Raw genomic sequence first — 12,761 nt, 5'->3', positions numbered from 1 at the left:
GGTTGGGGTTCCGGGGCCCGTGCCTGGGTCTAGCTCGGCGGGTAGGGGTTGGCCTTGAGCCGGCGGGCGAGGTGGGCGGTGTTCGCGGCCAGGGTCTTGGTGGTGGCGGCGGTCTTCTCGGGGGTCTTGTCGAGGTCCTGGTAGTCGGTGTGCTGCATCGCTTCGCCAACCCAGTAGGTGACGGCGTTGGGGGCGAGGGAGAACCCGGCGTCGTTCAGGCCCTGGAAGAGGTCGGCGCTCACCTTGTGGGCGCCGTCCTCGTTGCCGACGACGCAGACCGCGGCGACCTTGCCGTAGGTGAGCATGCGGCCCTCGTCGTCCGTTTCGGAGATCTCCGCGTTGAGCCGTTCCATGACCTTCTGGGCGATGCTGGAGGGGTGTCCGAGCCAGATCGGCGTGGACAGGACGAGGATGTCGGCGCCGAGGATCGTGTCGCGGATCTGAGGCCAGGCGTCGCCGTCGCCCAGGTCCGTGCTGATTCCGGTCTTCACGTCGTGATCGGCGATCCGGATGGTGTCGCCCACGACTCCGTGTTCGGCGAGCGCGGTCATCGTCTGCTCGGCCAGCAGCAGAGAGCTGGACGGTTTCGGAGACGGAGACAGGGTGCAGACGAGGGCGACAGCGCGCAGTGGGGTGGTTTCGGTGGATTCCATGTAACCCCGGCTACCCGGCCTCGCCGCCCGCTATCACCGCGACACGAAGATCCACCCTCCCAGGCGCGGATTCGACAGGCGCCAGGGACCAGGACCGGGGCGGCGAAGCGGCTCGTCGACGCCGCGCCTACCGGCACCATGGACGCTTTTCGATCTCGTCGACGGCCTCGCGGCAACCACCGCGGGCACCGAGGAGCTGGCCGGGTACAGGGCCCCCGGCGGCGGCACTATGACCGCCACCCTCGTCGATGAACGCGGCCGGCGTGGCGGGCGTCTGGTCTTCACCGACCAAGGCCCCGGCATCCCCGACACCGGCCTCGCCCTCACCGACGGATGGACCTCCGGCAACGGCATGGGCCTCGGGCTCTCCGGCTCCCGCCGGCTCGTCGACAGCTTCCTCCTGGACACCGCACCCGGCGAAGGCACCACCGTCACCATCACCAAATGGGCCAGGTGACCACCGTCCGGGAGCCAGGACACCGATACCGGCATCCGACACCTTCATCGGGGCACAAGAGCCGCATGCATCTCCTCGTGCTCTTCGTATTGCCCCTCGGACTCGCGCTTGTCCTCCTGGCCATCGCCGAACCCCACCACCCTGAGCCTCACCAACGCGCCCGCCACCGCCGCTGACACCACTGCCCCGCCTCCACAGAGCACAGGGCACAGGGCACAGGGCACAGGGCACAGGGCACACCCAACGCGGCGCAGGCCGCAGAGGTTACCGCGAGGTGGCGAGGACGAGCGCCGGACAGCGGCTCCCTCTACAGGGTGCGTGCCGCGTCGATGCCGTCGTCGGTGATGCGGAGGATGCCTCGTACCTGGGTGAGGTCCAGGAGGCGGCCCAGTTGCTCGGGCACCGGGCCGGCCACGACGAGGCGGTCCGTGTGCAGCATGCGCACCATGAGGTTGAGCATCGAGGAGTCGGCGAAGGCGACCCGAGTGACGTCCAGGACGATCCGCCGTACACCGGGGTCGTCCGCGGCTTGCGTACAGGCCTGGTCTAGGGGTGCCAGGGTGTCTTGGTCGAAGTCGCCGGCGCAGACGATGACGCGGACACCGTCCTCATCGGGCAGGACCCGGACCTGCTGCTCCACCTGCGAACTCCCCACTATCTGCCTGCCGCCTGCTGTCGCGGTCACCGTAGCTGCTCAACATACCGGCGCAGACAACACATGTTGTCAACGGTCTCGAACGCAGGCTCTCCCGGGTGTTCACGCGACCCGTCCTGGCCATTCAGGCGATTCCAGGCCGATTGCCCTTTGAAGCTCTTAGTTGCGGTCGGACGGTGCTCCCCCGTCGTCCCCGCAGCCGGGGCCGGCGGCGGTGATCGCGGCGAGAGCCGCGGTCAGAGTGGGGTGGATACGGAAGACATCGCGGGTGCCGGTGACGTCCAGGCGGCGGGCCAGAGCGGGGCTGAGGGGGCCGACGAGGTGGAGGCTGCTGTGGGTCCTGGCGGTCAGGAGGAGGCCGAGGAGGATTTCGTCGGCGTGCTCGAGGGAGCCGAGGTCCACGATGAAGGGCAGACCGGTGAGCGCGGCGCGGATGAATGCCGCCCGCAGTACCCGCTCGTCCCCGTGGTTCGCCGCCCCGCGCAGGACCAGGACCGTGGCCGGGGGCTCGGGTATGGGTGCTTGGAGGATGGTCAGTCGGTCGGGAGGGTCGGCGCCGGTGCTGTCAGTCATGGCGCGGTCAGCGCCGGTGGTGGTCGGGGACGCGCAGGGCCAGGAGAGCGGTGTCGTCGCTAGCCCACCCCGCGTGGCGGACGGCGAGGGCGTTGGTGATGTGGTCGACGGTGTCGGCGGCGCTCATGCCGGCGGTGGCGGCCAGGGTGCGGGCGAGGTCGGCGTCGTCGAACACGTCCCGGCCGGGACGTCCGGGGCGGGCGCGGGCCTCGGTCGCGCCGTCGGTGAACAGCAGGAGAAGGTCGCCCGGGTTGAGGCGGAAGCGGGTGTCCACGAGACGGATGGGGTCGAAGACGTTGAGGAGCTGGCCGGGGGTGCCCAGTTCACGGACGGTGCCGTCAGCGCGGCGTACGAAGGCCGGCGGGTGCCCGGCCAGCGCAAGGGTCCCGGCGATGCCGGCGGGGGTAAGGCGGAAGCGGGCGTAGACGGCGGTCAGGAACCGCGGCTCGTCCTGGGCGAGCATCGCCGCGTTCAGGTGCGCAAGGACATCGGCCGGGGCCCAGTTCTCGCTGGCGATCGCCCGGATCGTGTACCGGGCCATGGAAGACACCTGCGCGGCCTGGACGCCCTTGCCGCACACGTCACCCAGCACCGCGCCCCAGGAAGTCCCGCGGGTGCGGAACAGGTCGTAGAAGTCGCCGCCGACCTCGATGTCGGAGCGTCCCGGCCGGGAAGCGGGAGTGTAGGAGGCCGCGACCTCCACGCCCGGTACTGCCGGCGGGGTCGGGGGCAGGAGGCCCTGCTGGAGAGAGTGCGCGAGGTCCGCGGAAAGACTGTGCGCCTTCTGCGCGGCCGTCAGCGACTGGCGCAGGCTTATCTCCGCCCCCACCGAACGGGCGAGGGTCTCCAGCGTCGTCAGGTCAGCCGAAGTCCAAGCACGGGGGCTGTCGTCGATCACACAGAAACTCCCCAGTACCTCCCCGCCGGAGCCGAGAAGGGGATAGCCGGCCCAGGCGCCGATATTCATCGGGCCGACGGAGGGATGCTCGCGGGTCCTGGGATCGCTGGCGGCGTCGTCCACGATGAACGGCTCACCCTCCAGACCGACCAGGAAGTAGCAGAAACTCTCCTCGACCGGGTTCTGGCGGTCCGCGACCGCGACGGCGTCCACGCCGACACAGGCCTTCCAGAACGAGCGGGACTCGTCCACCAGCGTGATGAACGCCCGCCCCGAACCGGTCACCCGCGCCGCCAGACCCGCAAGATCCTCGAAAACCTGCTCCGAGCCGGTGTCCAGCAGACCCGTCGCCCGCACCGCGGCCAGACGCGCACGATCACGGAGCTGCCGAGGCAAGGGCGCAGCCGTCCGTTGTGCCAGCACTCCCACAGCTCCCCCACCGTCCTCGGAAGGCTGCCCCAGCAGCCGTCGCTCATCTGTCCGGCATACAGCCAATCACGCCGTACACCCCCGACCAACCCCGCTCCGCTGACGGAAACCACAGAAAACGCCTCTACGCCTGACCACGGCCCAGGCCGGACCGGGCCGGTCTACGCGGTCTGGAGGAACCCATCGGGGGCAGGCGGTTAGAGTCCCCTGGTGGCCGCGCCCGCAGCGTGGACCGTCCAAGAGGGCATAGGAGGCCGAACAGCCCGTGGTGACCCGCCCCACACCCATAGCGTGCTCCGCCCTCTACACGGGCAGCGAGCCGATCGCCCAGGCCCGCCACCTCACACGCCGTTTCCTCGCCGAGATCCAGGACGTTCACCTCCTGCCGGTCAGCGACCGCGCCCTGCACCTGGTGGAACTCGTGGTCAGCGAGCTCGTCACCAACACCCGCAAATACGCCCCCGGCCCCAGCCGGCTCGACCTGGAAGTCCGCGACGGGTGCGTGGAAGTAGGGGTCTGGGACAGCAACCCCAACCCGCCCGCACTCCTGCCCCCCGACCCCCTGCGCATCGGCCAGCAAGGACTCGGCATCGTCATCGGCGCCGCCCGCACCTTCGGAATCGAACGCGGACCCACCGGAAAACGCATCACCGCAACCATCCCCCTCACCGACGACTAAACGCCCTGAACAAAGGGACGGCAGAACCCAGCCCCCGCGGGCGGCAGTGCGGGCCGGCCCTGACACCTGACGCCGGCACCACGTCGATCAGAACTCGCCCCGCCCGGGACAGGCAGGGCGGGCGGGGTGAACAGCAAGACGCGGTCGCCGTCGGACCTCTGCGCATAAGCCACCCAGGCCTCCAGCAAATGCGGCGGCGGAATCGCTTCGGCGGCCTGTGCCAGCATTGGCTCCACCGGGGGGTGCAGCGTCACGCCAGGTGTCCGTTTCGGGTGTTCCACCCGCTCCCAGCCTGCAGCATCATGGACGGCATGGAAGAGCGAGAGAAAACCGCGCCGGGCGTCTGGGAGGGCGGGCAGGCGCGGTGCGTCGTGCACGTCGGAGGCGAGATGGACGCCGACCGGGCCCCGATGCTGCATCAGGCCCTGCACACGGCGATCACCCAGCCTGATGGACCCGACGAGATCGTCATCGACCTCGCGGACCTGTCTTTCTGCGACTCCTCCGGCATCAACGTCCTCGTCCGCGCCCGCCACACCGCGACCGCCCACGGCCGGAGCATCAGCCTGCTCAACCCACAGCCCCATTTCCGGCGGCTCCTGGAGATGACCGGCGCCGACGCCGTCTTCCCCATCACCGACACATAACCGGCCCCGCCGGCACCCCACCCGCCGGTCGCTCCACGAGAACGCACGCCCCCCGGATACGCAAGCCGCCCAAAGGACCACGGCGGACCTGCCCGCCAAGAGAGCGCGCCGTAGCCAGCGATGTCGAGCACAGGACGGTGCGGGCCGCCGTCACCGATGTGAGGGCGGCCCGCGCCCATGTCCGCAGCGAAGGATGTCGGCCCGGGGTCAGGCGGCCCGGTCGAAGACCAGCAGCATGTTCGGGCAGCCGGCCGCGTAGCGCAGCAGCGCCTCACGCTCCGCCTGGTCCACCGACAGCGCCCACCGGTGCTTGGTCGCCACCCACTCCCCGACGTACCGGCAGTGCACTACCGGCGCAGGCGTCCACGTCGCCGGACCTGGTCGGACTTCTGCCGCTTCGACCGCGCGGTCACCCAGACCAGGGTCACGTCTGAGCCAAGGTCGTTGGTGTACCGGCGGCGCCGCTCCGTGGTCCAACTGCCACCCATGCGGGGCGCGTCGGGGCATTCCCGGGTGGAGCGGCTCAGATAGCGATGTTCTGGCCCCGGTAGTACTCGCCAAGCTCGGTGCGGTAACCGGCGTCCCCGCGGTGCTTGTCCTTGTCGTATTCGGGAGAGTCCTTGATCTGGTCCTTCGTCAGAGCGACGTAGACCTTCCGCTCCTCCTGATCGATTCGCTTGATCGTGCCCGCCGGCAGGACGGCGTGCTTGCCGAAGATCCAAAAGCCGGTGTCGACGACGATGTGGGCCGAGCCGACCTCCGTCGTCTCCTCATCCACGCTCCCGATCTTCCCGTCGGTGGCCTCGACGTCGAACCCGACCAGCTTCAGACCGGCGCCGGGGTGCGCGACCAGGTGGTAGTCCCAGAGGTTGCTCACGATGAAGCTCCTTCAACGAGGTAGGAGTGCAGTGTCCTCGCGACATCTGCCCGCTCCAACTCCCCCAACACGCCGCGGCCATGCCAGCCGCCCCGGATGTCACCCAGACAGCCGCAGAACCGCTGGTCGAGGGGCACGGTGACAGGCCGGCCGTCTGGAGCCCCGCTGCCGGCGAGGAGTGCACATGGAGCATGGAGCCTTGGGCACCGCAGGATGCTTCACCGGAGTCGCCGATCTCGCACCTGCCCGGTGGGATTCCGGTCGCATCAGCGGCAACACGCGCCTCTACCACCGGCGACCCCTGGATCCCAACGGCCGCGCGATCAGGGGGAGTCGAGCGCGTAGTCATCGAGTGCGCTCGTGCCGGGCCGGCGGTGCCTGGCGGGCATCAGCGCTACGTGAGCGCATCAACGAGCAGGCTGGTGGGCACCCGAGCAAGGCAGGAAGGCCGTCACCGAGCGGCCGTAGCACCACAGGCCGTCGAGGCGAAGCCTCGCACAGGAGGGGCAGACACAGGTGAAGGGCTTTCGTAGCTTCATCCTTCGAGGCAATGTCGTCGACCTGGCAGTCGGCATCGTCATCGGCGCCGCCTTCACGGCGGTCGTCAACGGATTCGTCGGCGCCTTCCTGACCCCGCTGGTCGGGCTCGCCACCGGAGCGGCGGGCGACATGAACCGCAAGACGTTCACCATCGGCTCCACCCCCTTCCCCTACGGGGCCTTCATCAACGCGACGATCAGCTTCCTGCTCCTCGCCACCGCCCTGTACTTCCTGGTGGTCCTGCCCATCAACAAGCTCCACGAGCGCCTCGCCCCCCACCAGGACGTCCAGGCTCCCAAACGCGACTGCCCCGAATGCCTCAGTCCCGTACCCGCACAGGCCCGCCGCTGCGCCTCCTGCACCGTCGCGCTGCCCCCTGTCCCCGCACGGGCCGGCACCGAGACCCAGCGCGTGAGCTGATCCAGCCGCGGCACTCGAGGGCAGCCATCGGTTGCTGCCGCCCGCGCCGGCCCGGGTGACGGCACCGGGCCACGGGCAGCAACGGCCTCCCGACCCGTCGCAAGCAACGTCCACCGTCCACCCTCCACGGTGTCGGAGCGTGGGGCGGGGTAGATGCGCTGCATGAACATGACGAAGGAACTGGTGTCCGAGCTCGGGGTGCGGGAACTGATCGGGTGGCTGGTCCACGTCATCGAGGCGGCCGGCGCTTTGATCATTTTCACGGGCGCGGTCTGGGCGTTCACGGGCTTTGCCGTGACCGGTCTGCGCAAGCGCTCCCTCATCGGCGAGTTCAACAAGATCCGCCTCAGCCTCGGACGGTTCCTCGTCCTCGGACTCGAGTTCCAACTCGCCGGTGATGTCCTGCGCACGGCGGTCGCACCGAGCTTCACCGAGATCGGTCAGCTGGCCGCCATCGCCGCCATCCGCACCGTCCTCAACTTCTTCCTCACCCGCGAAATCGCACAGGAGCGAGCCGAGATCGAGCACGACCAGAAGAAGGATGCGTCGTATCCCGTGAATGCCTGAGCCCGACACGTCGCCCGGGCGTTGCCCCAGGCGGGCAGGGCACGCGAGCTTCTCCCGCGCCCCTGTCGGCTCAGTGGCCGGCGAACAGGCGAACAGGCGAACAGCGCATACCGCGTGGCGGCACGGTCCGCGTCAACCGCCGGCCGGTGGAGCAGGCGAGGGGATTCAAGCTCCTGCTGCCGTTCCTCCTGCCGCTACCCGCACCGGCCCTCGCCTTGGCCGCCACGAAACCTTCCCCGGGCCACGGACGCCACCGCAACAGCCCCTGACCCACACGCAGCACAGGCATACGGATGACGCGGGTTCCAGCCGTGCGGTGCCGGACATGCTGGCCGGCGAGCCCGTCGAGATCTACCCCTTTCTCGGCAGCTACCTCCTGGCCGAGCCCATCGATGGGCCCGGAGCAGGCCTCGCGGTCCACGGACACGCCACCCCGGCACGAAACGCGGTATGACAGTCGTGGGAGTTAGGGCGCGCAACGTCGCCCTGCTCGTGATCGACCGGGCCTGCCCCGTCTACCACCTGTCACCGGGGTTCGCCGGCGGAGCGGTAAGACGACGCACAGCTCCCGAAGTGACCTGCCCATCACAGGCACGCCCTCGGGCAGCCGTCAGCCTCGCACGAGGTCGAACTCCTTCACGAGGGTGGCGCAGAAGACGTTGAGGTCATCGGGCTTACGGCTGGTGACGAGCGTGGCCGAGGCCGCGCGGCACACGTGCACCTCCTCGTCGACCCAGGTGCCGCCCGCGTTGCGGATGTCGGTCGCAAGGCTCGGCCAGGAGGTGAGGGTGCGGCCGCGCAGGACATCGGCCTCCACCAGGATCCACGGCGCGTGGCAGATCGCCGCGACCGGTTTGCCCGCTTCGAAGAAGCTCCGGACGAATCCGACGGCCCGCTCGTTCGTGCGCAGCGCGTCCGGATTGGCGACGCCACCGGGCAGGACGAGTGCGTCGAAGGCGTCCGAGGTGTCGCCCGCCAGCAAGTGGTCGACGGGGTAGGTGCCGGCCCTGTCGAGGTGGTTGAATGCCTGCACCCGCCCAGGCTCCGTCGATACGAGCTGCGGGTTCCAGCCAGCGGCCTCGACAGCCTTCCAGGGCGCGGTGAGCTCGACTTCCTCGACGCCTTCGGGGGCAGTCAGAAACGCGATGCGCATGGGGTTTCACTTCCTTCCTCTTCCTTCGTCGGAACTTCGGCTCTTCAGAACTTCGTGACGACGGCGGTCGCGCCCGTTCGCCCGCGTGGCGGACCGGCGCGTTCCGTCTCCCTTCGCGCCTTCCCCGGCTGCGCGTCCCAAACCAGGAGCCGCGCCTGTGGACGTCCCGCTACCGCCCCTCCAGCCGGGTGCCGCATCGTGACGGGCTCGAAGGCGTCGGGTTCGGCAGGGGAGCGGCCGGGGCAGGCGCGGGGGTGCCCAGTTCGTTCGCGAGGATTCGGAGCAGCGCCGTGACCCCCTCCGCACAGCCCCGCCAAAAGGCCCGGAGCCCCTACGCGCGGGCCGCCGACTACGTGGCGGCGGCCTCGATCTTCCTCCAGGACAACCTCCTGCTCACGGAACCGCTGCGCCCCGAACACGTCAAGCCAAGGCTGCTGGGCCACTGGGGGACCTGCCCCGGCATCACCACGGTCTACGAGGCCCTCAACACCCTCGTTCGCGAGCGCGGCGCGGACGTCCTGCTGGTCACCGGGCCGGGGCACGGTGCGCCCGCGCTCCACGCCAATCTGTGGCTGGAAGGCACGCACGGGGACTGCGACCCCGCCCTGGCCCGGACCGGGCCCGGACTGCGCGAGCTCGCACGTCGCTACTGCGCCCCGGACGGCTTCCCGAGCCACCTATCCCCAGCCGTACCCGGCGTCCTCCACGAGGGCGGAGAGCTCGGGTACGCGCTCGCGACGGCCTTCGGTGCGGTCTTGGACGCCCCGGACAGGATCGCCGCCTGCATCGTCGGGGACGGCGAGGCCGAGACCGGCCCGACCGCCGGAGCATGGCACTCGAACAAGTTCCTCGACCCCGTGTCCTGCGGCGCAGTCTTGCCCGTTCTGCACTTGAACGGATTCAAGATCTCCTCACCGACGGTCTTCGCGACGATGACGGACGAGGAGCTGACGCACCTCTTCCGGGGCTACGGCTGGGACCCCCGGATCGTCGACGTCAGCGACGATCCTTCCGAGGAGCCCCTGACGGCCGCCGTCCTGGACGCCCACACCGTCATCCGCGGGCTCCAGCACCGTGCCCGCAGCGGTGACCGACCGGCCCGTCCCACCTGGCCGATGATCGTCCTGCGGAGCCTCAAGGGCCAGGGCGCCCCCGCCGAGGTCGAGGGCACGGCGATCGAGGGGACCTTCCACGCCCACCAGGTACCCCTCCCGGAAGCGCGTGAGGACCCGGTGCAGCTGCGGGCCCTTGAGGAGTGGCTAGCCTCCTACCGGCCCCGGGAGCTGTTCGATGCACAGGGGCGGCCCGTGCCGGAGGTCCTCGCCGGCATCCCCGAAGGAGACGCGAGGATCGGAGCGCAGCCCGCCGCGAACGGTGGGAAACTGCGCCGGCCGCTCGATCTGCCGCCGCTCGCGAGGCATGCCGTGGACGTAACCGCCGGCCCCGGGTCGGCGACGGCGAGCCCCACCCGGGTCCTCGGCGGCTGGCTGGCCGACCTCATGCGGAACACCGCCGTGAGCCGGGACTTCCGCATCGTCTCGCCCGACGAGCTGGCCTCCAACAAGCTCGACGCCGTCCTCGCCACGAGCAGGCGCGCGTACCAGTGGCCCGTCGAGGAGTACTCCGAGGACCTGACCCGGTCGGGCCGGGTGATGGAAATGCTGTCCGAGCACAACTGCCAGGGCTGGCTCCAGGGCTACCTGCTCACCGGACGGCACGGCCTCTTCCCCACCTACGAAGCGTTCGCAGCCATCGTCGACAGCATGGCCAATCAGCACGCCAAGTGGCTGAAGATGTCCCGGGAGATCCCCTGGCGCGCCCCGGTCAGCAGCCTCACCTACCTCCTCAGCAGCGAGGGGTGGCGCCAGGAGCACAACGGGTACAGCCACCAGGGCCCGGGATTCATCAGCAACCTCCTCAACCGCAAGAACACCGTCACCGGCGTCTACCTGCCGCCCGACGCCAACACCCTGCTGGTCACCATGGAACGGCTCCTCGACGAGACCGGAAAGATCAACGCGGTGGTGGCGGGGAAGCACGAGGCCGCCCAGTGGCTCAATCTGGAGGCCGCCCGTGCGCACTGCCGGGCCGGCGCCTCCGCCTGGGAGTGGGCCGGCACCCAGGCGGGCCGGGACCCGGAGGTCGTGCTCGCCTGCGCCGGGGGCATCCCCACGGTCGAATCGCTGGCCGCTGCCGACCTCCTGCGACGCGACCTGCCCGAAGCCCGGATCCGCTTCGTCAACGTCGTCGACCTCTGCGCGCTCGCGCCACCGATCCACCACCCCCACGGCCTGTCCGACGAGGCCTTCCACGCCCTCTTCGGCGACACCACCCCGGTCGTCTTCGACTTCCACGGCTACCCCTCGGCCGTCCACCAGCTGCTCCACGGCCGGCCGCACCCCGACCGGTTCCACGTCCGCGGGTACGTCGAAGAGGGAACCACGACCACCCCGTACGACCTGCTCGCGCTCAACGGAACGACCCGCCACGACATCGCCGTCGCCGTACTAAAGCACCTTCCCGCCCACGCGGGCAGGACCGGCCGACTCGCCGCGCGGTACGCGGACCACCGAGACCGGCTCCTGAAGGAACTGCGCAGCACCGGTGTGGACCCGGCGGAGATCACCGAGTGGAAGTGGAGGCCGTGACAGGCCCCGTCCTCGTACTCGACGCGGGCTCCGCCAGCTTCCACCTCGCCGTCGTGGATGACCACGACGAGGTACTCGACCAGCGTGACCTGGACGGGCCGCCCGACAGCAGGGCCGCCGCCGCGATCGAGGGGTTCCTCGCGCGGGCCCCCTCGGTGACGGCCTGCGGCCACCGGCTGGTCCACGGGGGCCCGGACATCCGCCGTCCTACTCTCCTGGACTTTGCAGTCCGGCGCTCCGTGGAGGCCGCCGCCAGCCTCGCCCCGCTCCACGTCCCGCCGGCGCTGACCGCCCTCGACGCGGCCCGCCAGCTCCTGCCGGACCTCCCGCACATCGTCTGCCCGGACACCGCCTTCCACGACGGCCTGCCCGAGCCCGCCCGCACGTACGCCCTTCCCAAGGAATGGACACGAAGGCACGGCCTGCGCCGGTACGGCTTCCATGGCCTCTCCTACGCCTACACGCTGCGCCGCACCGCCGAGTTGCTCGGCCGGCCCGCCACAGAGCTCCAGGCTCCTCACCCACCTGGGCGGGGGCTGCTCCACCTGCGCCGTCCGCGAAGGCGTGAGCGTCGACACCACCATGGGAATGCCCCCGCTGGAAGGACGCCCGATGAGCAGCCGGAGCGGCAGCGTCGACCCCGGCATGCTCCTCTGGCTTCAGACCGAGGCGGGCATGGGGCCGCGCCGGCTGGCTGAGGTGCTCATGCGTGAGTCGGGCCTCTTCGGGGTGTCGGGCTCCTCGGGGGACACCCGCAAACTCGTCCGAGCTTGGCAGGCCGGCGACGCCGACGCGGCCCTCGCTCTCGACGTGTTCACCCTGGGCAATAGGCTGCCGCACCCGGGTGGGGGTGGCCTGCCTTGCGCGTCGCCGTGGGTATCCCTCAACACATGGGCTCCCCTCACACTGCCGAACGCGGCGGTGTTTCCGCTACATCGGATCCCCTGGGAAGCCACCCCGATCTGGCGGATCTCCTGCGCCAGAAGAACGCAGCCGTGTGCTGACGGGTTTGGAGTCGGCAAGGGCTGTCCTGTGGACCGACATGGCACGGCCCTGGCCGGGCTTCAGCTGTCCGAAATGGACGGCCTGCCGGTATGCGGCAACGGTAAGCGCACCCTCGGCCGCTCCGTCCGGCTGAACCGTCCCGCCGTCCCTTGGCCCGGAAAGCCCCTGATGTCATGCGGCAAACTGCGGGCTCCCGTGGGACAGGCCCGAGCGCCGCTGGGCGCGCAGCATGGCCGGCAGGTCAGCGGGCTCGAAGCCCGAACCACGGACGAGGGCCTCCAGCAGCTCCGGCGCCGATTCGTATCACTCGGCGCGGCGCACCGGTTTCGCGCGACCCTCCCCGAGGACCGCCCCGCCGTCGAGCTCCGCAGCAGCTCGTCCTCGTTGCCGAAACGGCTCAACCCGCAGTCGAGACCGTCGTCATCGAGGTCCGCCGGATACGGAGCCCGTGCCCAGGACCCGTTCTCGGACCAGTACACGCACCCCACCTCGTTCCCCGCGATCAGCTCACGGAGCTCGTCGTAAGGGACCCAGTCCGGAGCCTCGACCAGTATGTCGAC

12 protein-coding genes and 3 pseudogenes are annotated in these 12,761 nt (G+C 70.2%); 9 read left to right on the top strand and 6 right to left on the bottom strand.

The annotated features are described in order from the left end of the window. Window positions 1-29 precede the first annotated feature (29 nt). Complete coding sequence (locus ACFYYB_RS33545; protein ID WP_389440312.1) at window positions 30-653, bottom strand: flavodoxin family protein; 624 nt, start codon at window positions 651-653, stop codon at window positions 30-32. Between the two features lie 217 nt (window positions 654-870). Here ACFYYB_RS33545 and ACFYYB_RS33540 point away from each other — a divergent pair. After that, window positions 871-1,110 (top strand): annotated as a pseudogene (locus tag ACFYYB_RS33540) (ATP-binding protein); the annotation flags it as partial. Window positions 1,111-1,417: 307 nt separating this feature from the next. On the opposite strand, the gene ACFYYB_RS33535 reads toward ACFYYB_RS33540, so the two are convergent. From ACFYYB_RS33535 to ACFYYB_RS33525, 3 genes are all read right to left on the bottom strand, one after another. Next, a complete protein-coding gene (locus tag ACFYYB_RS33535) occupies window positions 1,418-1,750 on the bottom strand; it encodes an STAS domain-containing protein (protein ID WP_389440310.1) in 333 nt (110 codons plus the stop codon). Window positions 1,751-1,924: 174 nt separating this feature from the next. After that, window positions 1,925-2,338, bottom strand: coding sequence for an STAS domain-containing protein (locus tag ACFYYB_RS33530; RefSeq protein ID WP_389440307.1), 414 nt, complete (start codon window positions 2,336-2,338; stop codon window positions 1,925-1,927). Between the two features lie 7 nt (window positions 2,339-2,345). Beyond that, window positions 2,346-3,593, bottom strand: coding sequence for a PP2C family protein-serine/threonine phosphatase (locus ACFYYB_RS33525; RefSeq protein WP_389440304.1), 1,248 nt, complete (start codon window positions 3,591-3,593; stop codon window positions 2,346-2,348). 337 nt (window positions 3,594-3,930) lie between these two features. Between ACFYYB_RS33525 and ACFYYB_RS33520 the strand changes: the two genes are divergently transcribed. Beyond that, window positions 3,931-4,344 carry an ATP-binding protein gene (locus tag ACFYYB_RS33520; protein WP_389440301.1) on the top strand — a complete coding sequence of 138 codons (414 nt, stop codon included), beginning with the start codon at window positions 3,931-3,933 and terminating at the stop codon, window positions 4,342-4,344. 311 nt (window positions 4,345-4,655) lie between these two features. After that, on the top strand, window positions 4,656-4,991 hold the full coding sequence (locus ACFYYB_RS33515; protein WP_389440297.1) for an STAS domain-containing protein: 336 nt from the start codon (window positions 4,656-4,658) through the stop codon (window positions 4,989-4,991). 523 nt (window positions 4,992-5,514) lie between these two features. Here ACFYYB_RS33515 and ACFYYB_RS33510 read toward each other — a convergent pair. After that, on the bottom strand, window positions 5,515-5,871 hold the full coding sequence (locus ACFYYB_RS33510) for a PRC-barrel domain containing protein (protein WP_389440607.1): 357 nt from the start codon (window positions 5,869-5,871) through the stop codon (window positions 5,515-5,517). A 513-nt stretch (window positions 5,872-6,384) separates the two neighbouring features. Here ACFYYB_RS33510 and mscL point away from each other — a divergent pair. The 3 genes and pseudogenes from mscL to ACFYYB_RS33495 form a co-directional block, all read left to right on the top strand. Continuing rightward, window positions 6,385-6,828: a large conductance mechanosensitive channel protein MscL gene (gene mscL / locus ACFYYB_RS33505; protein ID WP_389440294.1), complete on the top strand. Its 444-nt coding sequence runs from the start codon at window positions 6,385-6,387 to the stop codon at window positions 6,826-6,828. A 168-nt stretch (window positions 6,829-6,996) separates the two neighbouring features. Beyond that, the gene (locus ACFYYB_RS33500) at window positions 6,997-7,395 is read left to right on the top strand and encodes a DUF1622 domain-containing protein (RefSeq protein WP_389440605.1); all 399 of its coding nucleotides are present in this window, start codon (window positions 6,997-6,999) and stop codon (window positions 7,393-7,395) included. Between the two features lie 316 nt (window positions 7,396-7,711). Beyond that, a pseudogene (locus ACFYYB_RS33495) lies at window positions 7,712-7,920 on the top strand (metallophosphoesterase); the annotation flags it as partial. An 85-nt stretch (window positions 7,921-8,005) separates the two neighbouring features. Here ACFYYB_RS33495 and ACFYYB_RS33490 read toward each other — a convergent pair. After that, window positions 8,006-8,548 carry a type 1 glutamine amidotransferase domain-containing protein gene (locus ACFYYB_RS33490; RefSeq protein WP_389440291.1) on the bottom strand — a complete coding sequence of 181 codons (543 nt, stop codon included), beginning with the start codon at window positions 8,546-8,548 and terminating at the stop codon, window positions 8,006-8,008. 290 nt (window positions 8,549-8,838) lie between these two features. Between ACFYYB_RS33490 and ACFYYB_RS33485 the strand changes: the two genes are divergently transcribed. The 3 genes and pseudogenes from ACFYYB_RS33485 (at window position 8,839) to ACFYYB_RS33475 (ending at window position 12,726) form a co-directional block, all read left to right on the top strand. After that, window positions 8,839-11,196, top strand: a complete 2,358-nt coding sequence (locus ACFYYB_RS33485; RefSeq protein WP_389440288.1) for a phosphoketolase — start codon at window positions 8,839-8,841, stop codon at window positions 11,194-11,196. Then, window positions 11,178-11,648: pseudogene (locus ACFYYB_RS33480) on the top strand (acetate kinase); the annotation flags it as partial. The gene ACFYYB_RS33485 and the pseudogene ACFYYB_RS33480, both read left to right, overlap by 19 nt. Next, window positions 11,638-12,726 (top strand): hypothetical protein, encoded by a 1,089-nt coding sequence (locus ACFYYB_RS33475; protein WP_389440286.1) that lies wholly within the window; start codon window positions 11,638-11,640, stop codon window positions 12,724-12,726. The pseudogene ACFYYB_RS33480 and the gene ACFYYB_RS33475, both read left to right, overlap by 11 nt. Window positions 12,727-12,761: the final 35 nt, after the last annotated feature.

This window comes from Streptomyces sp. NPDC002886 (genome assembly GCF_042888445.1).
In the GTDB taxonomy this organism is placed as follows: domain Bacteria; phylum Actinomycetota; class Actinomycetes; order Streptomycetales; family Streptomycetaceae; genus Streptomyces.
This window is presented reverse-complemented; position numbering and strand designations above follow the sequence as displayed.

Bases quoted from the DNA above. Each gene is read 5' to 3' on its own strand.
- ACFYYB_RS33545 (WP_389440312.1), bottom strand. From the start codon at position 653: ATGGAATCCACCGAAACCACCCCACTGCGCGCTGTCGCCCTCGTCTGC.
- ACFYYB_RS33515 (WP_389440297.1), top strand. From the start codon at position 4,656: ATGGAAGAGCGAGAGAAAACCGCGCCGGGCGTCTGGGAGGGCGGGCAG.
- ACFYYB_RS33475 (WP_389440286.1), top strand. From the start codon at position 11,638: ATGGCCTCTCCTACGCCTACACGCTGCGCCGCACCGCCGAGTTGCTCG.
- ACFYYB_RS33490 (WP_389440291.1), bottom strand. From the start codon at position 8,548: ATGCGCATCGCGTTTCTGACTGCCCCCGAAGGCGTCGAGGAAGTCGAG.
- ACFYYB_RS33500 (WP_389440605.1), top strand. From the start codon at position 6,997: ATGACGAAGGAACTGGTGTCCGAGCTCGGGGTGCGGGAACTGATCGGG.
- ACFYYB_RS33530 (WP_389440307.1), bottom strand. From the start codon at position 2,338: ATGACTGACAGCACCGGCGCCGACCCTCCCGACCGACTGACCATCCTC.